The following is a 22,916-nucleotide window of genomic DNA, read 5'->3' on the forward strand; positions in this document are numbered from 1 at the left end:
ATCACCGCCCACGGTGACCGCTCGTTGGGCCGGCGGTTTATCAAGCTGAATTAATTTCACGGGAGGCGGCCGTAGGGCGGCGTTTTTCTTTGCATGGTTGAACCGTGCACCCGCGGTAGTGCCGGCCGCTGGCCGGCAAACCCAAAGCCAAAGCGGCTCTGGGTTTCTGCGTGTTGGGCGGGGCGGCGTGGGTTGGCAGGACACGCCGTGAACCCCAAGACCGGCCCAGCCGCTGGCGGCTGTGCGTTCGGGCGCTTGCGAAGCAGTGCTTCGCAAGCAAAGCGACCTCACCCCTGGGGGCTCGATGGCGCCTTGCTCGTGTGCGCTGTCCTGCGCACACGGCAAGACCGGGGTTGGGCGTCCTGCCCAACCCGCCCGAGGCATGCCTCGGGCCCATGGCGCCAACGGTCCTGCCAACCCACACCGCCCCGTTCCCGACAGCTTCCCGGTGACGGTGGGTAAATCGCGATTCCCGGTGGGTGTCGACCTTGGTCGACGCGGTAGATCCACGCCCTGCGTGGATGAGATATCTCTGTTCGAAGTGGGGTAGGGGGTTGGTCCAGCCAGCATCAACCCGGGATGCAGCTTTTGCCTTTGCTCTTGCTCTTCTTTTTTTCTTTCCGTGGCGGGCGGAACCGCCGGAATGTGTCAAAGGCCGGGCGGGTGGGGCTGCGCAGGGGCGTGAGCCGCATGGATGCGGCGATCGAGCTTACATGGACGTACTTGCAGCGCCCCCTGCGCAGTCCCACCCGCCCGGCTAAGCCCCAGATCTAGCCGGGCTCTCCGCGACCAACCAAACCCCGCCCCCCCCCCTCCGCCACGAGGGGCTGCGCCGTTGGCTGAAAATCCATGTAACCGCTTACAAGGAAACGGATTTTTGCCGCAGCGGGTATCATGCTCGGCTGACTTCACACAGGAGCCACCCGCTCATGCGCCGCAAGATCGTCGCCGGAAACTGGAAGCTGCATGGCAGCCGTCAATTCGCCAATGAACTGCTGGGGCAGGTGGCTGCCGGGCTTCCGCTGGAGGGCGTGGACGTGGTGATCCTGCCGCCGCTGCCGTACCTGGGTGAGCTGGTCGAGGACTTCGGCGCGACTGGCCTGGCCTTTGGCGCGCAGGACGTGAGCAGCAACGAGAAGGGCGCCTACACCGGCGAGGTCTGCGCGGCCATGCTGGTCGAGGTTGGGGCCCGCTATGGCCTGGTCGGCCATTCCGAGCGCCGCCAGTACCACCATGAGAGGAGCGAGCTGGTCGCGCGCAAGTTCGCCGCCGCCCAGCACGCCGGCCTGGTGCCGGTGCTGTGCGTGGGCGAGACCCTGGAACAGCGCGAGGCCGGGCAGACCGAAGCGGTCATCGCCAGCCAGCTGGCGCCGGTGCTGGAGCTGGTGGGCGCGGCAGGTTTCGCCAATGCTGTGGTCGCCTACGAGCCGGTCTGGGCCATCGGTACCGGCCGTACCGCCAGCAAGGAACAGGCACAGCAGGTGCACGCGTTCATCCGTGGCGAAGTCGCGCGCATCGATGCTAGAATCGCTGATTCACTGCCCATTGTTTACGGCGGTAGCGTGAAGCCCGACAATGCCGGGGAACTGTTCGCGCAGCCGGATGTCGATGGTGGGCTGGTCGGCGGCGCCTCCCTGGTGGCCGCGGACTTCCTGGCCATCGCACGGGCGGCGGCCGCGAACTAATCCTAGAAGTATTGTCCGAGGGCGGTTTCCAATGCTGATGTTGATCCTCAATGTCGTCTACGTGCTGGTCGCTGTGGCCATGATCGCGCTGATCCTGATGCAGCGTGGCTCGGGTGCGGCGGCAGGTTCGGGCTTTGGTGCTGGTGCCTCGGGCACGGTGTTCGGTGCGCGCGGCGCCTCGAACTTCCTGTCCAAGTCGACCAAGTGGCTGGCCGTGGTGTTCTTCGGCATCAGTCTCTTCATGGCCTGGTATGCCGGTCACGGCAGCCGCCCGGCGGCCGACCAGGATCTGGGCCTGATGTCCGCCCCGGCGGCCAGCGCGCCGGCGGCTCCGGCGGGCGAACTGCCGGCCGTTCCGAAGGCCGATGCGGTCCCGGCCGCCCCGGTTCCGGCGGCGAATGTGCCGGCTCAGGCGGAATCTTCGGTTTCTGGTGAAGAAAAGCCTTCGGAAGGCTCCCAGAAACACTGAAGCCGGTTACAATACGCGGCGCATCGGGAAGATAGTCTGATGTGATCGTTTGCCCAGGTGGCGGAATTGGTAGACGCACTACCTTGAGGTGGTAGCGACGCAAGTCGTAGGGGTTCGAGTCCCCTCTTGGGCACCATTTGTAAGTAAAGCGGGTTCGTCTGGCGCGCAAGGCGCCAGGCAGATTCCCGTCCACTCCCCCATGCCAAAGCGCCTGCAGGCGCGGCGGCAGAGGCAAGAGAGAATCGCTGTGCTGGCCGAATATTTGCCGTCTCTGCTGTTTCTGATCGTTGCCACCGGTATCGGCGTTACGCTGATGCTGGTTGGTCGATTCCTCGGTCCCCGCCGCCCCGATCTGGAAAAGCTCTCGCCGTACGAGTGCGGCTTCGAGGCCTTCGAAGACGCGCGCATGAAGTTCGATGTGCGCTACTACCTGATCGCGATCCAGTTCATCGTCTTCGACCTGGAAATCATCTTCATCGTGCCGTGGACCCAGGTCTTCATGGAACTGGGCGCCCGCTCGCTCATCACCATGGGCCTGTTCGTCGGCATGCTGTTCCTCGGTTTCATTTACGTCTGGAAGAAGGGAGCGCTGGAATGGGAGTGATTCAGACTCTCGATGGCCTCATGAACAACCCCACGCCGGAAGGCCGGGTTGATGACATCCTGCGGCCGGAAGGCGACAACCCGCTGCTGGAGAAGGGCTTCGTCACTACCAGCGTCGATGCACTGCTGAACTGGGCGCGCACCGGCTCGATGTGGCCGATGACCTTTGGCCTGGCCTGCTGCGCCGTCGAGATGATGCACGCCGGTGCCGCGCGCCTGGACCTCGACCGCTACGGCGTGGTGTTCCGCCCGTCGCCGCGTCAGTCCGACGTGATGATCGTGGCCGGCACCCTGGTCAACAAGATGGCCCCGGCGCTGCGCAAGGTCTACGACCAGATGCCGGACCCGAAGTGGGTCATCTCGATGGGTAGCTGCGCCAACGGTGGCGGCTACTACCACTACTCCTATTCTGTGGTGCGCGGCTGTGATCGCGTGGTGCCGGTGGACGTCTACGTCCCGGGCTGCCCGCCGACCGCCGAGGCGCTGGTGTACGGGATCCTGCAGCTGCAGAAGAAGATCTGGCGTACACAGACCATCGCCCGCTGACCCCTTCACCTGACAAGAGCGCGCCAAGCCCCCATGGCAGAGCAAGCATCCTTCATCGACCGACTGTCCGCACGTTTCGCTGGTGCGAAGGTCATCGTGGTCGAACCCCGCGGCGAAGTGACGCTGGAAGTGCCTGCCGCCGAGTGGCACGCCACCGCCCTGGCGCTGCGTGACGAGTTTGGTTTCGAGCAGGCCGTGGATCTGTGCGGCGTCGACTACCTCGGCTACGGCTCCGACGAGTGGGACACCGCCGATGTGTCCTCGCAGGGCTTCAGCCGTGGCGTCGAAGGCAAGGCCCAGGGCCGCTTCGCGTGGGGCGAGTTCCCCACCGAGGAAAACGGTGCCGACGGTGCCCGCCCGCAGCACATGCCGACCCAGCGCTTCGCCGTGGTCGCCCAGCTGCGTTCGTACCAGCACAACCTGATGATGCACCTGCGCTGCTTCGCCCCTGACGAAGCGCTGCCGGTGGTGTCCTCGCTGACCGGCATCTGGCCGGGCCTGAACTGGTTCGAGCGCGAAGCGTTCGATCTGTACGGCGTGATCTTCGAAGGCCACCCGGACCTGCGCCGGATCCTGACCGACTACGGTTTCGTCGGCCATCCGTTCCGCAAGGATTTCCCGCTGATCGGCAATGTTGAAGTCCGCTACGACGAAGAAAAGAAGCGCGTGATCTACGAACCGGTCACCTCGGTGGAGCCGCGTGTCGGCGTGCCGCGCGTGATCCGCGACGACGCCCGTCTGCAGACCGCAGAAGGTGAGCGCGCGCAGGAGGCAGTGAAGTGAGCCACGTACACCAGGCTGGCGAAGCGTTCGCCAGCAACGCCGCCGAAAGCCGGCAGGAAATCCGCAACTACACCATGAACTTCGGCCCGCAGCATCCGGCCGCTCACGGTGTGCTGCGCCTGATCCTGGAAATGGACGGTGAAACCATCATGCGCGCCGACCCGCACGTGGGTCTGCTGCACCGTGGTACCGAAAAGCTGGCCGAGTCCAAGCCGTTCAACCAGTCGATCGGCTACATGGATCGCCTGGATTACGTGTCGATGATGTGCAACGAGCACGCCTACGTGCGCGCGATCGAGACCCTGATGGGCATCGAGGCGCCGGAGCGTGCCCAGTACATCCGCACCATGTACGATGAAATCACCCGCATCCTCAACCACCTGATGTGGCTGGGCTCCAACGCGCTCGACCTGGGCGCGATGGCGGTGATGCTGTACGCCTTCCGCGAACGCGAAGAGCTGATGGACTGCTACGAAGCGGTTTCCGGCGCGCGCATGCACGCGGCGTACTACCGTCCGGGCGGTGTCTACCGCGACCTGCCGGACCACATGCCGAAGTACAAGGAATCGCGCTGGCACAAGGGCAAGGCGCTGAAGCAGCTCAATGCTTCGCGCGAAGGCTCGCTGCTGGACTTCCTGGAGAACTTCACCGTCGAGTTCCCCAAGCGCATCGACGAATACGAAACCCTGCTGACCGACAACCGTATCTGGAAGCAGCGTACCGTCGGCATCGGCGTGGTCACTCCCGAGCTGGCCCATCAGTGGGGCATGACCGGCGTGATGCTGCGCGGCTCGGGCATTGCCTGGGACCTGCGCAAGAAGCGTCCGTACGCCAAGTACGATGCCGTCGATTTCGACATCCCGCTGGGCAAGGAAGGTGACTGCTACGACCGCTACCTGGTCCGCGTTGCCGAAATGCGCGAATCCAACCGCATCATCAAGCAGTGCGTGGCGTGGCTGAAGGCCAACCCGGGCCCGGTGATGGTGAAGAACTTCAAGGTCGCTCCGCCCAGGCGCGAGGACATGAAGGACGACATGGAAGCGCTGATCCACCACTTCAAGCTGTTCAGCGAAGGCTACTGCGTACCGGCCGGCGAGACCTACTCGGCGGTGGAGGCCCCGAAGGGCGAGTTCGGCTGCTACTTGGTCTCCGATGGCGCCAACAAGCCGTTCCGCGTGCACCTGCGCGCGCCGGGCTTCGCCCACCTGTCCTCGATCGATTCGGTCGTGCGCGGCCACATGCTGGCCGACGTGGTGGCGATGATCGGTACCTACGACCTGGTGTTCGGCGAGGTTGACCGGTAATGCCGTCCGCTACGCCAACGCCCGCTGCAGGCAGCCGGCGCAAGCCGGCGCCGCAGTTTCTGGAATTTCACGTTATGCATTTCGCTGAGGTCGGCCGATGAAGGCGACAGGTAATTTCGAGGCGGCGCGCGACGTCGACCCGATGGTGGTGCTGAGCGACAAGACCCGCGCTCACATCGATCACTGGCTGTCCAAGTTCCCGCCGGATCGCAAGCGCTCTGCCGTGCTGCAGGGCCTGCATGCGGCCCAGGAGCAGAACCAGGGCTGGCTGACCGACGAGCTGATCGCCGCCGTGGCCAAGTACCTGGACCTGCCGCCGGTCTGGGCCTACGAGGTCGCCAGCTTCTACTCGATGTTCGAGACCGAGAAGGTGGGCCGCAACAACGTGGCCATCTGCACCAACATCAGCTGCTGGCTCAATGGCGCCGAAGACATCGTGCGCCACTGCGAGAAGAAGCTGGGCATCAAGCACGGTGAATCGACCCCGGATGGCCGCGTCTACCTCAAGCGCGAGGAAGAGTGCCTGGCCGGCTGCGGCGGCGCACCGATGATGGTCATCAACGGTCACTACCATGAGCGTCTGACCCTGGAAAAGGTCGACGAGCTGCTGGACGGGCTGGAGTAAGGGCATGGCACATCACCACGAATCCAAGGGTCCGGTCGGCCCCGCGCCGCTGCCGCACCAGGTGGTCTACACCACCCTGCATTACGACACCCCGTGGTCGTACGAAAGCTACCTGAAGACCGGTGGTTACGCCGCCCTGCGCAAGATCCTCGAAGAGAAGATCCCGCCGGAGCAGGTCATCGAGATGGTCAAGGCCTCGGGCCTGCGCGGCCGCGGTGGCGCAGGCTTCCCGACCGGCCTGAAGTGGTCCTTCATGCCCAAGGGCAACATGCAGAAGTACATCCTCTGCAACTCGGACGAATCCGAGCCGGGCACCTGCAAGGACCGCGACATCCTGCGCTACAACCCGCACTCGGTGGTGGAGGGCATGGCGATCGCCTGCTACGCCACTGGTTCGACCGTGGGCTACAACTACCTGCGCGGTGAATTCCACCACGAGCCGTTCGAGCACTTCGAGCAGGCCCTGGCCGACGCCTATGCGAACGGCTGGCTGGGCAAGAACATCCTCGGCAGCGGCGTGGACATCGACATCTACGGTGCGTTGGGCGCCGGCGCCTACATCTGCGGTGAAGAAACCGCGCTGATGGAATCGCTGGAAGGCAAGAAGGGCCAGCCGCGCTACAAGCCGCCGTTCCCGGCAAACTTCGGCCTCTACGGCAAGCCGTCGACGATCAACAACACCGAAACCTACGGTTCGGTGCCGGCGATCATCCGCAACGGCCCGGAGTGGTTCAAGGGCCTGAGCCTGACCGCCAACGGCGGCCCGAAGTGCTTCTCGGTGTCCGGCTGCGTGCAGAGCGGCGGCAACTTTGAAGTGCCGCTGGGCACCACCTTCGACGACCTGCTGGAAATGGCCGGTGGCCTGCGTCCGGGCCGCAAGCTCAAGGGCGCGATTCCGGGCGGCGTGTCGATGCCGGTGCTGACCGCGGCCGAGCTGAAGGGCCTGCCGATGGACTACGACACCATCCGTGCGCTGGGCTCCGGCCTGGGTTCGGGGGCCATCGTGGTGCTCGACGACAGCGTCTGCTGCGTCAAGTTCGCCTGCCGCATCAGCCAGTTCTTCCACAAGGAATCGTGCGGCCAGTGCACGCCGTGCCGTGAAGGTACCGGCTGGATGCACCGCGTGCTGGAGCGCATCGTCGCCGGCAAGGCCACGATGGAAGACCTGCACCAGCTGAAGGCGGTGGCCGGCCAGATCGAAGGCCACACCATCTGTGCGTTCGGTGAAGCGGCTGCATGGCCCATCCAGGGCTTCCTGCGCCAGTTCTGGGACGAATTCGAGTACTACATCGTCAACGGTCATTCGATGGTTGACGGCAAGAAGGTGGAGGCAGCCGCCGCATGAGCGCGCAACCCGTAAACCCGAACGTGCCACCAGACCACGTGACCATCGAGATCGATGGCAAGTCGCTGGTCGTGCCCAAGGGTTCGATGATCATCCAGGCGGCCGACAAGGCCGGCATTCCGATTCCGCGCTTCTGCTACCACGAGAAGCTGCCGATCGCCGCCAACTGCCGCATGTGCCTGGTGGACGTGGAGAAGTCGCCGAAGCCGGCGCCGGCCTGCGCTACCCCGGTGATGGACGGCATGAAGGTCGCCACCCGCAGTGAGAAGGCACTGAAGTTCCAGCGCTCGGTGATGGAGTTCCTGCTCATCAACCATCCGCTGGACTGCCCGATCTGCGATCAGGGCGGCGAGTGCGAGCTGCAGGACGTATCGCTGGGCTATGGCCGTTCAGTCAGCCGTTTCAACGAGCGCAAGCGCGTGGTGCCGGACGAGGACATGGGGCCGCTGGTGGCCACCGAGATGACCCGTTGCATCCAGTGCACCCGCTGCGTCCGCTTCACCGCTGACGTTGCCGGTACCTACGAACTGGGTGGCATGTACCGCGGTGAGAACCTGCAGATCGGCACCTTCGACGGCAAGCCGCTGACCACCGAGCTGTCGGGCAACGTCGTCGACGTCTGCCCGGTCGGCGCGCTGACCAACAAGGTGTTCCAGTTCCGCGCCCGCCCGTGGGAGCTGACCGCGCGCGAGTCGCTGGGCTACCACGACGCGATGGGTTCGAACCTGTTCCTGCACGTGCGTCGCGGCGAAGTGCTGCGCACCGTGCCGCGCGACAACGAAGCGGTGAACGAGTGCTGGCTGTCCGACCGCGACCGCTACTCGCACCAGGGCCTGTACAGCGAAGACCGCGCGGTCAAGCCGCTGCGCAAGGTCAATGGCGAGTGGAAGGAAGTGAGCTGGGCCGAAGGCCTGGCCGCAGCCGCCGGGATCCTCAAGGCGAACCAGGGCGACAACCTGGGCGTGCTGGTGCATCCGTCGACCTCGAACGAGGAGGGTGCGCTGCTGGCCCGCCTGGCCAAGGGCCTGGGCTCGGGCAACATCGACCACCGCATCGACAACCGCGATTTCTCCGACGCCGCAACCGCCGAAGTGTTCGGCCTGCCGCTGGCCGAGATCGAAGGCGCCGACCGCATCGTCGTCCTGGGCAGCAACATCCGCCACGAACTGCCGCTGCTGCACGCCCGCCTGCGCAAGGCGCAGACCACCAAGGGCGCGAAGATCCACGTCATCAATCCGGTGGACTTCGACTTTGCCTTCAGCATTGCCGGCAAGCAGATCGTCGCACCGTCGAAGTTCGTCGATGCGCTGGCCAGCAGCGAGCTGCGTTCGGCAGTGCAGGGCGGCAACAACACCGTGCTGATCGTCGGTGGCATCGCCGAGAATCACCCGCAGGCTGCCGCGATCCGCGCCGCGGCGCGTGACTTCGCCGCAGCGACCGGTGCCAAGCTGTGCCGCATCCCGCAGGGCGCCAACGCCGTGGGCCTGACCCGCGCCGGCGTGCTGCCGGCCGGCAAGGACGTCGCCGCGATGCTGGCGCAGCCGCGCCAGGCCTACGTGGTGTACGGGCTGGAGCCGGGCCTGGACTTCGCCGATGCACCGGCCGCGCGCAAGGCGCTGGTGGGTGCCCAGGTGGTGGCGTTCAGCCACTTCGCCTGCGCCTCGACCCGCGACGTTGCAGACGTGATCCTGCCGATCGGTGCGCTGCCGGAAATCGATGCCACCCTTACCAACCTCGATGGTCGCGAGCAGTCGGCCCGTGCCGGCGGCAAGCTGCCGGGCGAGGCCCGTGAAGGCTGGCGCGTGCTGCGCGCCCTGGGCGGCGACATGGCGCTGGCCGGTTTCGACTTCACCGACCTGGCCGGACTGCGTGCCAGCCTGGCCCCTGTGTCGGTCAGTATTGCCGCTTCGGCACAGCCGGCGGTTGCCGGTGAAGGCCTGGAAGTGGCTTCGACCGCCGCGATCTACCGCACCGATGCGGTGGTCCGTCGCGCGCCGGCGCTGCAGTCGCATCCGCTCAGCAACGCCCCGCGCATCGTGCTGAACGCTGAAGATGCCGCTCGCCTGCAGCTGCAGGAAGGGCAGATGGCCAAGGTCGGCACCGATGCCGGCAAGGCCACCCTGCCGGTGGTGGTCGACGCCCGCGTCGCAGCGGGTTCGGTCTGGATTGAATCGGGCCACGGCGCGACCGCGCCGCTGGGTGCCGCTCGCGTATCGGTGGTGGCTGCATGAACGAATTGCTGTTGAACGCGGTCGACCCGCTGCACCAGTGGCTGCTGGGCCTCGGTGACATCGGCGCGCTGATCTGGATCATCCTGAAGATCCTGGTGATCGCCGTTCCGGTGATCATCTCGGTGGCCTTCTACGTGGTCTGGGAACGCAAGCTGATCGGCTGGATGCACGTCCGCCACGGCCCGATGTATGTGGGCATGGGCATCTTCCAGGCCTTCGCCGACGTCTTCAAGCTGCTGTTCAAGGAAGTGGTCCAGCCGAGCAGCGCCAACAAGGCGATCTACCTGCTGGCCCCGCTGATCACCCTGGCCCCGGCCTTCGCGGCCTGGTCGGTGGTCCCCTTCGATTCGCAGATCGTGCTGTCCAACGCCAACGCCGGCCTGCTGTACCTGCTGGCGATGACCTCGCTGGGCATCTACGGCATCATCCTGGCCGGCTGGGCGTCCAACTCGAAGTACGCGTTCCTGGGTGCGATGCGCGCCTCGGCACAGATGATCAGCTACGAAATCGCCATGGGCTTTGCCCTGGTCGGCGTGATGATCGCCTCGGGCAGCCTGAACCTGAGCAACATCGTGATGGCGCAGGCCGGCAGTTCCGGCTTCTTCGACTGGTTCCTGCTGCCTTTGTTCCCGCTGTTCGTCATCTACTGGGTGTCGGGCGTGGCTGAAACCAACCGCGCGCCGTTCGACGTGGTGGAAGGCGAATCGGAAATCGTCGCCGGCCACATGGTCGAGTACTCCGGCGGCGCGTTCGCCCTGTTCTTCCTGGCCGAATACGCGAACATGATCCTGATCAGCTTCCTGATCTCGATCTTCTTCCTCGGCGGCTGGCTGAGCCCGGTCCAGGGCTGGGTCGATTTCGGCAATGTCTCGCCGCTGGTCGACTGGATCTGGAAGGGCGGTGCACCGTGGTTGTTCGTCAAGGTGTTCTTCTTCGCCAGTGCCTACATCTGGTTCCGTGCCAGCTTCCCGCGCTTCCGCTACGACCAGATCATGCGCCTGGGCTGGAAGGTCTTCATCCCGCTGGCCATTCTGTGGATCGCGGTTACCGCCGTCATGGTGTTCTTCGGCGTGATTCAAAAGGGCGTCTAAAGTGATGAACAGGATTACCCATTACTTCAAGAGCCTGCTGCTGCTCGAACTGCTGGCGGGCCTCTGGCTGACGCTGAAGTACAGCTTCAAGCCGAAGTACACGATGATGTACCCGATGGAGAAGTTCCCGCAGTCGCCGCGCTTCCGTGGCCTGCACGCGCTGCGCCGTTACCCCAACGGCGAAGAGCGCTGCATTGCCTGCAAGCTGTGCGAAGCGGTGTGCCCGGCGCTGGCCATCACCATCGACTCGGCCAAGCGCGAGGACGGAACCCGCCGCACCACGCGCTACGACATCGACCTGTTCAAGTGCATCTTCTGCGGCTTCTGCGAGGAAAGCTGCCCGGTGGACTCGATCGTCGAAACCCACATCCTCGAGTACCACTTCGAGAATCGTGGCGAAAACATCGTTACCAAGCCGCAGCTGCTGGCCCTGGGCGACCGTCTCGAAAACGAGATCGCCGAGCGTCGTGCCGCCGATGCCGCTTACCGCTGAGGTCGAGAGATGGATTGGGTAAATATCGCTTTCTGGGTGTTCGCCATCGCGGCAACGGTTTCGGCCGGTGCGGTGATCAGCGTGCGCAACCCGGTTCACGCCGTGCTCTGCCTGGTGCTGACCTTCTTCTCCATTGCCTGCGTGTGGCTGCTGGTGGGCGCCGAGTTCCTCGGTGTGGCGCTGGTGCTGGTCTACGTCGGCGCGGTGATGGTGCTGTTCCTGTTCGTGGTGATGATGCTGGACATCGACCCCACCAAGCTGCGTGAGGGCTGGGTGCGCTACCTGCCGGTCGGCCTCATCGTCGCCGTCGCGATGCTGGTGCAGATGCTGATCCTGATCGGCGTCAAGGCGCGTTCGGCCACGCCGTTCCCGGCCGACAACGCCGCTGCGGTCGCCGCCGACACGTCCAACATCACCTGGCTGGCGCGCACGTTGTTCACCGAGTACCTGCTTCCGTTCGAGTTCGCCGCCGTCATCCTGACCGTGGCCGTGGTTGCTGCCGTGATGCTGACCCTGCGTCGCCGCACCGGCGTCAAGAGCCAGAACCCGGGTGAGCAGACCATGGTCAAGGCCGGCCAGCGTCTGCGCATGGTCAAGATGGGTGCCGAGGCCCCGGTCGTGCACAGCAACAGCAAGCCGGCCACCGGCGAGGAGACCCAGCCGTGATTACCCTTGGCCACATCCTTGCGCTTGGCGCGGTGCTGTTCGCCATCAGCCTGGCCGGCATCTTCCTCAACCGGAAGAACGTCATCGTCCTGCTGATGTCGATCGAACTGATGCTGCTGTCGGTGAACATCAACTTCGTCGGCTTCTCGCGCCAGCTGGGCGATCCGTCCGGCCAGCTGTTCGTGTTCTTCATCCTGACCGTCGCCGCCGCGGAAGCCGCCATCGGCCTGGCGATCCTGGTGACCCTGTTCCGTACCCGCCGCACGATCAATGTCGGCGAAGTCGATTCGTTGAAGGGCTGATCCACAGATGGAAATCACTCTCTCCAAGAGTCTGTTGATCGCAGTGGTGCTCGCACCGCTGTTCGGCAGCATCATCGCCGGCCTGTTCGGTCGCCAGGTCAAGCGCTTCGGCGCGCAGACCATCACCATCCTCGGCGTCGCGGTGGCCTGCGGCCTGTCGATGTACACGTTCTACCAGTTGATGTGGGGCGGCGCGCAGCCGTTCAACCAGAACATCTACACGTTCTTTGAAGTCGGCCAGTATTCGGCGCACGTCGGCTTCATGGTCGACAAGCTGACCGCGATGATGATGGTGGTGGTGACCTTCGTGTCGCTGCTGGTCCACATCTACACGATCGGCTACATGCAGGACGACCCGGGCTACCAGCGGTTCTTCAGCTACATCTCGCTGTTCACCTTCTCGATGCTCACCCTGGTGATGAGCAACAATTTCCTGCAGCTGTTCTTCGGCTGGGAAGCGGTGGGCCTGGTGTCGTACCTGCTGATCGGCTTCTGGTTCAAGCGCCCGACCGCGATCTTCGCCAACATGAAGGCGTTCCTGGTCAACCGCGTCGGTGACTTCGGCTTCCTGCTGGGCATCGCCGGCGTGCTGTGGGTGTTCGGCACCCTGGACTACTCGCAGGTGTTCTCGCAGGCCGGCATGCTGGCTGACCCGCGCGCCCAGCTGCAGATCTGGGACGGCACCATCCTGGGCATGCAGCTGCTGAACGAGCCGGTGATCTGGTCGATCGCCACCGTCATCTGCATCTGCCTGTTCATTGGTGCCATGGGCAAGTCGGCCCAGGTCCCGCTGCATGTGTGGCTGCCGGACTCGATGGAAGGCCCGACCCCGATCTCGGCACTGATCCACGCCGCGACGATGGTGACAGCCGGTATCTTCATGGTCACCCGCATGTCACCGCTGTTCGAGCTGTCGCAGACCGCGCTGAACTTCGTGCTGTTCATCGGTGCCACCACCGCGTTCTTCACCGGCCTGATCGGCATCGTGCAGAACGACATCAAGCGCGTCGTCGCGTATTCCACGCTGTCCCAGCTGGGCTACATGACGGTTGCACTGGGCGTGTCGGCCTATTCGGCCGCCGTGTTCCACCTGATGACCCACGCCTTCTTCAAGGCCCTGCTGTTCCTGGGCGCCGGCTCGGTCATCATCGCGATGCACCACGAGCAGGACATGCGCAAGATGGGCGGCCTGCGCAAGTACATGCCGATCACCTTCATCACCATGTGGATCGGTACCCTGGCGCTGGTGGGTACGCCGTTCTTCTCCGGCTTCTACTCGAAGGACACCATCATCGAGGCGGCCGAGCTGCACGCGCACCTGTCCAACAACTGGGTGGCCACCTATGGCTACTGGGCCGTACTGGGCGGCGTGATCGTCACCAGCTTCTACAGCTTCCGCCTGCTGTTCCTGACCTTCCATGGCAAGGAACGATTCCGCGACACGCATGATGACCACGCGCATGGCCATGGCCATGACGAGCCCCATGCCGCCGACGCCCACCACGGCGATGCGCATCACGACGACCACGGCCATGGCCACGGTCCTCATGAGCCGCACGAAACCCCGTGGGTGGTGACCCTGCCGCTGATCCTGCTGGCCATCCCTTCGATCGCCATCGGCTTCTTCAGCATCGGTCCGATGCTGTATGGCACCGACTGGGCCGGCCACCACGCGCACGACGCCATCAAGGGACAGGCGCATACGTTCTTCACCGGCATCGTGGACTTCTACGATCCGGCCAAGAACACCATCGGCTTCCTGGGCGAGGAGTTCCATGGCCCGGTCGCGTTCGCGCTGCACGGCATGATGGCGCCGGCGTTCGTGCTGACCGTTGCGGGCTTCCTGCTGGCCGCACTGTTCTACCTGTGGAAGCCGGACCTGTCGGGCAAGGCCCGCAAGACCTTCGCTCCGCTGGTTTCGGTGCTGGAAAACAAGTACGGCTTCGACAAGCTGTGGATCGATGGCTTTGCCGGTGGCAGCGTCAAGCTGGGCAAGGTCTCGCGCTGGATCGACAGCAACATCGTCGACGGCGTGGTCAATCTCTCGGCACGTGTTGTGGACGTCGCAGCCGGCGTGCTGCGTCGTACCCAATCCGGTTTCCTCTATCACTACGCCTTCGCGATGATCATCGGCCTGATTGCCCTGCTGGGCGTGCTGATGCATTACCTGCGTTGATGACCTGTACGGAATAAGAAGACGTGTCGAACTGGCCTCTACTCAGTGTCCTCATCTGGCTGCCGATCATCGGTGGTGCCCTGATTCTTGCGATCCGTGATGCGCAGACCGCCCGCTGGGCGTCGCTGGGCGTAGCGGTGCTGACGTTCGTGGCGAGCCTCTCGCTGCTGAGCGGCTACAACGCGGGCGTCGACGGTCTGCAGTTCGTCGAGACCCACGCCTGGATCCCGGCGTACAAGATCGGCTACAACCTGGGCGTGGACGGCATTGCCGTGGCGCTGATCCTGCTGACCACCCTGGTCAGCGTGCTTGCCCTGATCGGCGCCTGGAGCGCCATCGACAAGCGCGTGAACCAGTACGTGGCGGCCTTCCTTATCCTGGAAGGCGTCACCGTGGGCATCTTTGCTGCGACGGACGCGATGCTGTTCTACGTGTTCTTCGAAGCGATGCTGATTCCGATGTTCCTGATCATCGGTGTCTGGGGCGGCCCGCGCCGCATCTACGCCGCGCTGAAGTTCTTCCTGTACACCTTCCTCGGCTCGGTGCTGATGCTGGTGGCGCTGATCTACCTGTACATGAAGGGCGGCAGCTTCCAGCTGGCCGACCTGTACGCACTGCCGCTGTCGGCCAAGGAACAGACCTGGATCTTCTTCGCCTTCCTGATCGCCTTCGCGGTCAAGGTGCCGATGTTCCCGGTCCACACCTGGCTGCCGGATGCCCACGTGGAAGCGCCGACCGCCGGTTCGGTGATCCTGGCCGCGATCGCCCTGAAGATCGGTGGCTACGGCTTCCTGCGCTTCAACCTGCCGATCGTTCCGGACGCGTCGCAGGAATGGGCCTGGCTGGTGATCGCGTTGTCGCTGATCGCAGTGATCTATGTCGGCCTGGTCGCCCTGGTGCAGGACGACATGAAGAAGCTGATCGCCTACTCGTCGATCGCGCACATGGGCTTTGTCACCCTCGGCACCTTCATCGCCCTGTGGCTGGTGCGTGAAGCCGGCAACGCCGATGCCGCCCGCCTGGGCCTGCAGGGCGCCATGGTGCAGATGATCTCGCACGGCTTCGTGTCCGGCGCCATGTTCTCCTGCGTCGGCGTGCTGTACGACCGCATGCACAGCCGCCGCATCGCCGATTACGGCGGCGTGGTCAACGTGATGCCGTGGTTCGCCACCTTCGCCATGCTGTTCTTCATGGCCAATGCTGGCCTGCCGGGTACCAGCGGTTTCGTCGGCGAGTTCATGGTCATCCTCTCGGCCTTCCAGCGTAATCCGTGGATCGCCCTGGGCGCGGCCACCACCCTGATCATCGGCGCCGCCTACACCCTGTGGCTGTACAAGCGCATCTTCTTCGGCGAAGTGGCCAACAGCCATGTGGCCGAACTGAAGGACATCAACGGCCGCGAATGGCTGGTGCTGGGCGTGTTCGCCATCGGCGTGCTGGCCCTGGGCATCTACCCCAAGCCGCTGACCGACCTGATGGAGCCCTCGATCGCGAAGCTGGCGATGCAGATCGCATCCAGCAAGCTGCTGTAATTCCAGGATTTGATGATGACCACCTCGCCGCTGCTGCCATTGACCGCCGCTGACCTGCCACCGCTCGCTCCCGAGCTGGTGCTGATCGGCAGCGCCTTCGCCCTGATGATCCTCGACCTGTTCGTCAGCAACCGGAACAAGATCGTCACCCACCTGTTCGCGCTCGCTGCGCTGGCCGTGGTGCTGTTCATGCTGGCCACCGGCGTGGGCGGGCAGGGGGAGGTCTTCCATGGCATGTTCGTGCGCGATACCGCCGCGGACGTGATGAAGACCGGGATCGTGCTGCTCAGCGGCCTGACCCTGATCTACGGCTGGCGCTACCTGCGTGACCGCAACCTGTTCCAGGGCGAGATCCCGGTGCTGATCCTGTTCGGTACCGCCGGCATGATGATCCTGGTCTCGGCCGGCAGCCTGCTGATGGTCTACCTGGGCCTGGAGCTGCTGGCGCTGTGCTCCTACGCCCTGGTCGCCAGCAACCGTGAAAACGGCCTGGCCTCGGAAGCGGCGATGAAGTACATCGTGCTGGGCTCGCTGGCCTCGGGCCTGCTGCTGTACGGCATGTCGCTGATCTACGGCGCCACCGGCAGCCTGCACCTGGACGTCATCCGCGATGCCATCCCGCACTCGGAAGAGCGCGTGCTGCTGATCACCGGTGCGGTGTTCATGATCGCCGGCGTCGCCTTCAAGCTGGGCGCCGCGCCGTTCCACATGTGGCTGCCGGACGTCTACCAGGGTGCCCCGGCGCCGATCGCGCTGTTCATCAGCTCGGCGCCGAAGCTGGCGGCCTTCGGCATGGCCTACCGCCTGCTGGAAATGGGCGTGGGGTCGCTGTCGACCGAGCTGCAGCTGCTCATTGCCGGCCTGGCCGCAGTCTCGCTGGTCATCGGCAACCTGATGGCCATCGCGCAGAGCAACCTCAAGCGAATGCTGGCGTTCTCCACCGTCTCGCACATCGGCTTCCTGCTGATGGGCATCGCCGGTGGCGGCGCGCAGGGCTATGCCGCCGCGCTGTTCTACGCACTGGCCTACGCCATCATGTCGACCGCTGCCTTCGGTGCGATCATCGCCCTGTCGCGCGCCGGTTTCGAAGCCGAGAACATCGAGGACTTCAAGGGGCTCAACGCCCGCAATCCGTGGATGGCCGGCCTGGTGCTGTGCATCATGGCGTCGCTGGCCGGCATCCCGCCGTTCCTGGGGTTCTGGACCAAGCTGGCGGTGCTGGGCGCGGCCGTCAACGGCGGCCTGCTGTGGCTGGCCATCCTTGGCGTGCTGTGCGCCGTGGTGGGCTGCTTCTACTACCTGCGCGTCATCAAGGTCATGTACTTCGATGAGCCGGTGGGCGAGGCCATGCCGCGCAGCAACGACCGCGTGCTGGGCCTGGTGCTGGGCGTGAACGCGCTGGCACTGCTGGCGCTGGGCCTTGCCTGGAACCCGATCATGGTCTGGTGCCAGCAGGCATTTGCGCATCTTGCATAAAAATTGACACAAAGCTGCGCGATTCGTGTAATATGCGCAGCCTGAGTTGTCACTGCAGCGGTTCAGCCAGAACATCGTTGCGGTAGCCGTCCTCGAAAGAGCACGGCAGCAGTTCAAACACTTCCGGTGCGGGGTGGAGCAGTCTGGCAGCTCGTCGGGCTCATAACCCGAAGGTCGCAGGTTCAAATCCTGCCCCCGCTACCAACGTCGGATCGGCGCCAACCGATTTGATGAATGAGGGAAAGCTTGCATGTTTCGAAGCAATCTCTCATAATTCCGCTCCTGATGCGGGGTGGAGCAGTCTGGCAGCTCGTCGGGCTCATAACCCGAAGGTCGCAGGTTCAAATCCTGCCCCCGCTACCAAGTAAAGAGATCGCCTTCGAAGTCCTCCTTCGAAGGCGTTTTTCTTTGGGCTGGCCCGGCGCTACCCGTACGCCGCACGGTGGTAGCGCCGGGCCAGCCCGGCGAGCGCAGCGGACGCTTCGGGGTAGCCCCGCACCTTGCACCAGCGCGGTGCAGCCGCTATCATCAGCGGCCTAGCAGTACCCCTGAAGGCGGCCTCCCAGCGGGAGTCCGGATCCGGAAGGAGGGCCGCGACCGGCAGGCAATGCAGGTTGCAACCGGAATCCAGTCACCGGAGTCTTTCCGGAAAAGGGGCCCAGCGGGCCCTTTGTCGTTTCCGGGGCGTCATGTTTTCACGCTGGCCAAGGCCGGCACCCAACCAAGAGATCAAGGCAGGCTGTGAGCGACAAGGCAACCGACATCGCGAATCTGCTCGCCCCGACCGTTGTGTCGCTGGGCCTGGAGCTGCTGGGCGTTGAGTATCTGCCGGCCCCCGGCGGTGCGACCCTGCGCCTTTACATCGACGTGCCACTGGCTGAACAGCCCGAGCGCATCATCAATGTCGACGACTGTGAGCGGGTCAGCCGCGAAGTGTCGGCGCAGCTGGACGTCGAAGACCCGATCAGCGGCAATTACACGCTGGAAGTGTCCTCGCCGGGCGTGGATCGCCCGTTGTTCAACCTGGAGCAGTTCGCTCGCCACCAGGGTGAATCGGCCAAGGTCACGCTGAAGCTTCCGCAGGACAACCGTCGTCGCCTGCAGGGGCGTATCGAGGCGACCGACGAGGCTGCGGGCACCATCACCTTCATCGTCGACAAGGCCGAAGTGGTGGTGTCGGCCGACAACATCGACAAGGCACGGATCATGCCCGACTGGGTGGCGCTGGGGCTGGCCCCGAGCAAGCCGACCGGTCCGGCACCGAAGCGTCCGAAGCCGAACACGAATTCTTCTTCCAACGAGCCGGCGGCAAAGAAGCCGCGCGCGGAGTGAGCCAATGAGCAAGGAACTGTTGCTGGTAGTCGACGCAGTCGCCAACGAGAAGGGCGTGCCGCGTGAAGTGATCTTCGATGCCATCGAGGCCGCTCTGGCCTCGGCAGCGAAGAAGCGCTATCCCGACGAGGAAGTGCTGACCCGCGTGGTCATCGACCACAAGGATGGCAGCTACGAAACCTTCCGCCGCTGGGAAGTGGTGGCCGATGATGTGGTCATGGAGTCGCCCGACCGCCAGATCCGCCTGATGGATGCCGTCGACGAAGCCGAAGGCGTCGAGGTCGGCGACTACATCGAAGAACAGATCGAGAACCCGGACTTCGGCCGCATTGCTGCCCAGGCCGCCAAGCAGGTCATCGTCCAGCGCGTGCGCGAAGCCGAGCGCCAGCAGGTCGTGGACGCGTGGAAGGATCGTGTCGGTGAGTTGATCACCGGCGTGGTCAAGCGCGCCGAGCGTGGCAACATCTATGTCGACCTCGGTGGCAACGCCGAAGGCTTCATTCCGAAGGACAAGGGCATCCCGCGCGACGTGCTGCGCGCCGGTGACCGCGTGCGCGGCTACCTGGCCGAGGTCCGTTCGGAACCGCGTGGTCCGCAGCTGTTCATCAGCCGCGCCGCCCCGGAATTCATGATCGAGCTGTTCAAGCTGGAAGTGCCGGAAGTCGGCCAGGGCCTGGTGGAAATCAAGGCCTGTGCGCGCGATCCGGGCGATCGCGCCAAGATCGCCGTGCTGGCCCACGACCAGCGCACCGATCCGATCGGTGCCTGCATCGGCATGCGCGGTTCGCGCGTGCAGGCCGTGTCCAACGAGCTCAACGGCGAGCGCGTGGACATCGTGCTGTGGAACGACAATCCGGCCAACTTCGTCATCAATGCGATGGCGCCGGCCGAAGTCCAGTCGATCATCGTCGATGAAGACAAGCACTCGATGGACCTGGCCGTTGCCGAAGACCGTCTCGCCCAGGCGATCGGCAAGGGCGGCCAGAACGTGCGCCTGGCCAGCCGCCTGACCGGCTGGCAGCTCAACGTGATGACCCAGGACCAGGTCACCGCCAAGTCGGAGGCCGAGCAGGCCGCCGCACGCCAGCTGTTCATGGACAAGCTGGAAGTGGACGAAGAGATCGCCGGCATCCTGGTCAGCGAAGGCTTCGGCACCGTCGAGGAAATCGCATATGTCCCGGTCGGCGAACTGCTGGCCGTGGAAGGTTTCGACGAAGACATCGTCGAAGAGCTGCGCGCTCGTGCCCGCGATGCGCTGCTCAATGAGGCCCTGGCAGTCGAGGAAGGCCTTGAAGACGGCCAGCCGGCGCAGGACCTGCTGTCCCTGAAGGGCATGGACGAAGCCACCGCGTATGCGCTGGCCGGCCACGGCGTGCGTACCAGCGAGGACCTGTCCGACCTGGCCGCCGACGAGGTCATGGACTTCGGCATTGAAGGGCTGGACCAGGAGCGCGCTGCGGCGCTGATCCTGGCCGCGCGTGCCGAGGAGATCGCCCGACTGGAACGCGGCGAATGAGCCGGCAATGAACAGGGCCCTGAGCCGCTCAGGGCGTAGAATCCGCGCCACCTCCAGATGCGGGGGGGCGCCCACAAGATCATAGGATCCGAATGTCGCAGCAAACCACCATCCGCAAGCTTGCCGAACTGGTCAACACGCCGGTCGAAAAACTGCTGGAACAGCTGGCCGGTGCCGGCATGAAGTTCAGCGGTCCCGACCAGGTCGTGACCAGTACCGAGAAGGTGAAGCTCCTGGGCTTCCTTCGTCGTTCGCACGGCAAGCCCGAGCAGGCCCCGGAAGAGACGGATCAGTCTGCAAAGAAGATCACGCTCAACCGCCGGAAACAGCAGGAAGTGACGGTCAGTTCCGGTCGCAGCAAGACGACCGTGAATGTCGAGGTGCGCCAGAAGCGTACCTACGTCAAGGATGGTGCTCGCGCCATGACGCCGGACGAAGAGCGCGCCGACATCCTGCGCAAGCTGGAAGAGTCGCGTGCGCGCAACCTCGCCGAACAGCAGGCGCTGGCCGAAAAGGATCGTCTGCGCGACGAAGCCATCGTCCGTGCCCGCGAGGAAGAGGCCGCCGCCAAGGAACGCGCCGAGGCCGAGAAGAAGGCCGCCGAGGAGGCTGCGGCTGCCGCCAAGGCGGCCGAGACGCTGGCTGCCAGCAAGCCCAAGCGTGCTCCGATCGACGAAACCGCGCCGCGCCCGCCGCGCGCCCCGGCGACAGCCCCGGCTGCGCCGCGCAGTGCGCCGCCGCCGCGCAACGACGACCGCAACAACCGCAGCGCGCCGCGCAACGAGCGTGGCCCGGGTGATCGTTTCGCCGGCCAGATGCACCTGTCTGCGGCCGATCGTGCGCGTCGTGGCAACAGCAACAACAGCAACACCCGTGGTCGTCCGGGCGGCCGCAACCAGGCCGGTGGCCGTCGCGACATGTCGCGTAGTGGCAACAACGCCGGCCCGCACGCGTTCGAACGTCCGACCGCACCGGTGGTGCGTGAAGTGGCGATCGGCGACACCATTACCGTGGCCGACCTGGCGCAGAAGCTTGCGCTGAAGGGTGGCGAGGTGGTGAAGGCGCTGTTCAAGATGGGCGTGATGGCCACCATCACCCAGTCCATCGACCATGACACCGCCGCGCTGGTGACCGAAGAACTCGGCCACAAGGCGATCCGTGCCAACGACAACGACGCCGAAGACGCGCTGCTGGCCTCGGCCGGTGAAAACCAGGGCGAAGCCACCCAGCGTCCGCCGGTGGTCACCATCATGGGCCACGTCGACCACGGCAAGACCTCGCTGCTGGATTACATCCGCCGCACCAAGGTTGCCACCGGCGAAGCCGGCGGCATCACCCAGCACATCGGTGCCTACCACGTGGATACGCCCAAGGGCGTGATCAGCTTCCTGGATACCCCGGGCCACGCGGCGTTCACCTCGATGCGTGCGCGCGGCGCCAAGCTGACCGACATCGTGGTGCTGGTCGTTGCTGCCGATGACGGCGTCATGCCGCAGACCAAGGAAGCGATCCAGCACGCCCGTTCGGCGGGTGTGCCGCTGATCGTGGCGATCAACAAGATCGACAAGTCCGACGCCGACCCGATGCGGGTCAAGAACGAACTGCTGTCCGAGCAGGTCGTGGCCGAGGACTTCGGTGGTGACACCCAGATGGTGGAGATCTCGGCCAAGACCGGCCTGGGCATCGACGACCTGCTGGACGCCATCTCGATCCAGGCCGAACTGCTGGAACTGAAGGCGGTCGACGAAGGCCGGGCCTCGGGCGTGGTGATCGAATCGTCGCTGGACAAGGGCCGTGGCCCGGTCGCCACCGTGCTGGTGCAGCAGGGTCGCCTGAAGAAGGGCGACTACCTGGTGTGCGGCATCCAGTACGGCCGCGTGCGTGCGCTGTTCGACGAAACCGGCAAGCAGCCGGAGTTCGCCGGCCCGTCCATCCCGGTGCAGGTCCTGGGCCTGTCCGGCGTGCCGGAAGCCGGTGACGACTTCGTGGTCGTCGAGGACGAGCGCTTGGCCAAGGACGTTGCCCAGCAGCGTGAGACCAAGCGCCGTGAATCGCGCCTGGTCGCCACCGCGGGCAGCCGCATGGAAGACATCATGGCGACCCTGGGCAAGGGCGAGGGCCAGCAGGTCCTCAACCTGGTCATCAAGGCCGACGTGCAGGGTTCGGTGCAGGCCCTGAGCCAGGCACTGGTCGCGCTGTCCAACGACGACATCCGCATCAACGTGATCCACTCCGGCGTGGGCGGCATCACCGAGTCGGACGCCAACTCGGCGGCCGCTTCGAAGGCCACCGTCATCGGCTTCAACGTGCGTGCGGATGCTTCGGCCCGTCGCATCATCGAATCCAACGGCGTGGACCTGCGTTACTTCTCGATCATCTATGACGTGATCGATCAGGTGAAGCAGGTGGCCTCCGGCCTGCTGGGCGTGGAGATCCGCGAAGAGATCATCGGTATCGCCGAGGTCCGCGACGTCTTCCGCAGCTCCAAGCTGGGCGCTGTTGCCGGCTCGATGGTCATCGAGGGCGTGGTCAAGCGCAACAAGCCGATCCGCGTGCTGCGCGACAGCGTGGTGATCTTCGAGGGCGAGCTGGAATCGCTGCGTCGCTTCAAGGAGAACGTCGAGGAAGTCCGCAACGGTACCGAATGCGGTATCGCGGTGAAGGCCTACAACGACGTCAAGCCGGGTGACCAGATCGAGTGCTTCGAGCGTATCGAAGTGCCGCGCACCCTGTAATGCTGC

At 64.8% G+C, this 22,916-nt stretch carries 19 protein-coding genes and 3 tRNA genes; all 22 read left to right on the forward strand.

The genetic code is table 11. The annotated features are described in order from the left end of the window. Window positions 1–929 precede the first annotated feature (929 nt). The 22 genes from tpiA (at window position 930) to infB (ending at window position 22,910) form a co-directional block, all read left to right on the forward strand. Window positions 930–1,685 (forward strand): triose-phosphate isomerase, encoded by a 756-nt coding sequence (tpiA, locus tag R5H29_RS02520; RefSeq protein ID WP_332328690.1) that lies wholly within the window; start codon window positions 930–932, stop codon window positions 1,683–1,685. Window positions 1,686–1,716: 31 nt separating this feature from the next. Next, window positions 1,717–2,154, forward strand: a complete 438-nt coding sequence (gene secG / locus R5H29_RS02525; protein WP_019660586.1) for a preprotein translocase subunit SecG — start codon at window positions 1,717–1,719, stop codon at window positions 2,152–2,154. A gap of 51 nt (window positions 2,155–2,205) precedes the next feature. Beyond that, window positions 2,206–2,290, forward strand: a tRNA-Leu gene (locus tag R5H29_RS02530). A 111-nt stretch (window positions 2,291–2,401) separates the two neighbouring features. After that, on the forward strand, window positions 2,402–2,758 hold the full coding sequence (locus R5H29_RS02535; RefSeq protein ID WP_010486426.1) for an NADH-quinone oxidoreductase subunit A: 357 nt from the start codon (window positions 2,402–2,404) through the stop codon (window positions 2,756–2,758). Further along, a complete protein-coding gene (locus R5H29_RS02540; RefSeq protein ID WP_005410463.1) occupies window positions 2,749–3,303 on the forward strand; it encodes an NADH-quinone oxidoreductase subunit B family protein in 555 nt (184 codons plus the stop codon). Before R5H29_RS02535 ends, R5H29_RS02540 begins: the two co-directional genes overlap by 10 nt. Before the next feature lie 33 nt (window positions 3,304–3,336). Then, entirely contained in the window at window positions 3,337–4,086 is a 750-nt protein-coding gene (locus R5H29_RS02545; protein WP_005410462.1) for an NADH-quinone oxidoreductase subunit C, read from the forward strand. Then, window positions 4,083–5,390, forward strand: a complete 1,308-nt coding sequence (locus R5H29_RS02550) for an NADH-quinone oxidoreductase subunit D (RefSeq protein WP_005417935.1) — start codon at window positions 4,083–4,085, stop codon at window positions 5,388–5,390. The genes R5H29_RS02545 and R5H29_RS02550 overlap by 4 nt, the downstream gene beginning before the upstream one ends. Before the next feature lie 97 nt (window positions 5,391–5,487). Further along, on the forward strand, window positions 5,488–6,015 hold the full coding sequence (nuoE, locus tag R5H29_RS02555) for an NADH-quinone oxidoreductase subunit NuoE (RefSeq protein WP_014647867.1): 528 nt from the start codon (window positions 5,488–5,490) through the stop codon (window positions 6,013–6,015). Window positions 6,016–6,019: 4 nt separating this feature from the next. After that, window positions 6,020–7,360 (forward strand): NADH-quinone oxidoreductase subunit NuoF, encoded by a 1,341-nt coding sequence (nuoF, locus tag R5H29_RS02560; RefSeq protein ID WP_332328691.1) that lies wholly within the window; start codon window positions 6,020–6,022, stop codon window positions 7,358–7,360. Then, window positions 7,357–9,591, forward strand: a complete 2,235-nt coding sequence (gene nuoG / locus R5H29_RS02565; RefSeq protein WP_332328692.1) for an NADH-quinone oxidoreductase subunit NuoG — start codon at window positions 7,357–7,359, stop codon at window positions 9,589–9,591. Before nuoF ends, nuoG begins: the two co-directional genes overlap by 4 nt. Next, window positions 9,588–10,682: an NADH-quinone oxidoreductase subunit NuoH gene (gene nuoH / locus R5H29_RS02570; protein WP_021202065.1), complete on the forward strand. Its 1,095-nt coding sequence runs from the start codon at window positions 9,588–9,590 to the stop codon at window positions 10,680–10,682. The genes nuoG and nuoH overlap by 4 nt, the downstream gene beginning before the upstream one ends. A gap of 4 nt (window positions 10,683–10,686) precedes the next feature. Continuing rightward, window positions 10,687–11,175 carry an NADH-quinone oxidoreductase subunit NuoI gene (nuoI, locus tag R5H29_RS02575; protein ID WP_005410456.1) on the forward strand — a complete coding sequence of 163 codons (489 nt, stop codon included), beginning with the start codon at window positions 10,687–10,689 and terminating at the stop codon, window positions 11,173–11,175. A 9-nt stretch (window positions 11,176–11,184) separates the two neighbouring features. Next, entirely contained in the window at window positions 11,185–11,841 is a 657-nt protein-coding gene (locus R5H29_RS02580; RefSeq protein ID WP_019660582.1) for an NADH-quinone oxidoreductase subunit J, read from the forward strand. Beyond that, window positions 11,838–12,143, forward strand: coding sequence for an NADH-quinone oxidoreductase subunit NuoK (gene nuoK / locus R5H29_RS02585; protein WP_005417921.1), 306 nt, complete (start codon window positions 11,838–11,840; stop codon window positions 12,141–12,143). The genes R5H29_RS02580 and nuoK overlap by 4 nt, the downstream gene beginning before the upstream one ends. A gap of 7 nt (window positions 12,144–12,150) precedes the next feature. After that, window positions 12,151–14,319, forward strand: coding sequence for an NADH-quinone oxidoreductase subunit L (gene nuoL / locus R5H29_RS02590; RefSeq protein ID WP_332328693.1), 2,169 nt, complete (start codon window positions 12,151–12,153; stop codon window positions 14,317–14,319). 23 nt (window positions 14,320–14,342) lie between these two features. Further along, the gene (locus R5H29_RS02595; RefSeq protein WP_019660580.1) at window positions 14,343–15,851 is read left to right on the forward strand and encodes an NADH-quinone oxidoreductase subunit M; all 1,509 of its coding nucleotides are present in this window, start codon (window positions 14,343–14,345) and stop codon (window positions 15,849–15,851) included. Between the two features lie 15 nt (window positions 15,852–15,866). Further along, a complete protein-coding gene (gene nuoN / locus R5H29_RS02600; protein ID WP_332328694.1) occupies window positions 15,867–17,327 on the forward strand; it encodes an NADH-quinone oxidoreductase subunit NuoN in 1,461 nt (486 codons plus the stop codon). 127 nt (window positions 17,328–17,454) lie between these two features. Then, window positions 17,455–17,531: transfer RNA gene (locus tag R5H29_RS02605), tRNA-Met, on the forward strand. Between the two features lie 82 nt (window positions 17,532–17,613). Continuing rightward, a tRNA-Met gene (locus tag R5H29_RS02610) sits at window positions 17,614–17,690 on the forward strand. A gap of 378 nt (window positions 17,691–18,068) precedes the next feature. After that, complete coding sequence (rimP, locus tag R5H29_RS02615) at window positions 18,069–18,659, forward strand: ribosome maturation factor RimP (RefSeq protein WP_019660578.1); 591 nt, start codon at window positions 18,069–18,071, stop codon at window positions 18,657–18,659. A 4-nt stretch (window positions 18,660–18,663) separates the two neighbouring features. Next, a complete protein-coding gene (gene nusA, locus R5H29_RS02620; protein ID WP_019660577.1) occupies window positions 18,664–20,175 on the forward strand; it encodes a transcription termination factor NusA in 1,512 nt (503 codons plus the stop codon). Window positions 20,176–20,267: 92 nt separating this feature from the next. Next, entirely contained in the window at window positions 20,268–22,910 is a 2,643-nt protein-coding gene (gene infB / locus R5H29_RS02625; RefSeq protein WP_171952896.1) for a translation initiation factor IF-2, read from the forward strand. The last annotated feature ends 6 nt before the right edge of the window (window positions 22,911–22,916 follow it).

It is taken from the genome of Stenotrophomonas sp. A3_2 (assembly GCF_036624925.1).
Classification (GTDB): Bacteria; Pseudomonadota; Gammaproteobacteria; order Xanthomonadales; family Xanthomonadaceae; genus Stenotrophomonas; species Stenotrophomonas hibiscicola.